1 pseudogene is annotated in these 228 nt (G+C 61.8%); it reads left to right on the forward strand.

Annotated features, from left to right (window positions below):
- Positions 1-228 (forward strand): annotated as a pseudogene (locus ACPYOJ_RS37300) (NAD(P)/FAD-dependent oxidoreductase); the annotation flags it as partial.

Here is a 228-nt window from a genome sequence, read left to right on the forward strand (position 1 = left end):
GTTTTGGCGGTTTGCAACTCGCCAATGATCTGAAGGGTGCGCCTGTCCGCATCACGCTGATCGATCGGCGCAACCACCATCTGTTTCAGCCGCTTCTCTATCAGGTCGCGACCACCTTGCTTGCCACCTCCGAAATCGCCTGGCCGATCCGCAGCCTCTTCAGGGATCGGCCCGAGGTGACGACGTTGCTGGCTGAGGTCGTCGGCGTCGACAGCGAGGCGCATCAGG

It is taken from the genome of Rhizobium sp. SVR5-9E (assembly GCF_056755095.1).